The 270-nt window shown below is 49.6% G+C and carries 2 tRNA genes; both read right to left on the bottom strand.

The features are described 5' to 3' along the window. Positions 1–50: 50 nt before the first annotated feature. A tRNA-Ala gene (locus V3W40_RS34615) sits at positions 51–126 on the bottom strand. 10 nt (positions 127–136) lie between these two features. Next, a tRNA-Ile gene (locus V3W40_RS34610) sits at positions 137–213 on the bottom strand. Between the last annotated feature and the right edge of the window lie 57 nt (positions 214–270).

Genomic DNA, 270 nt, shown 5'->3' with positions numbered 1-270 from the left:
TATTCACTTCAGAATATTCATTTCTAAACTCTAACAGCAGAAACAGTTAATGGTGGAGCCAAACGGGATCGAACCGTTGACCTCCTGCGTGCAAGGCAGGCGCTCTCCCAGCTGAGCTATGGCCCCATAACAAAATTGGTGGGTCTGGGCAGATTCGAACTGCCGACCTCACCCTTATCAGGGGTGCGCTCTAACCAACTGAGCTACAGACCCAATTTCGAGCGCAACTGATTAGCTAAGAGCTATCAGCTTGGAGCTTAAAGCTGCTTC

Source organism: Pseudomonas sp. AM8, from assembly GCF_036346475.1.
GTDB classification, from domain to species: domain Bacteria; phylum Pseudomonadota; class Gammaproteobacteria; order Pseudomonadales; family Pseudomonadaceae; genus Aquipseudomonas; species Aquipseudomonas marginalis.
Note: the sequence above shows the minus strand (reverse complement) of the source record. Positions and strands in the feature narration are given on the sequence as shown.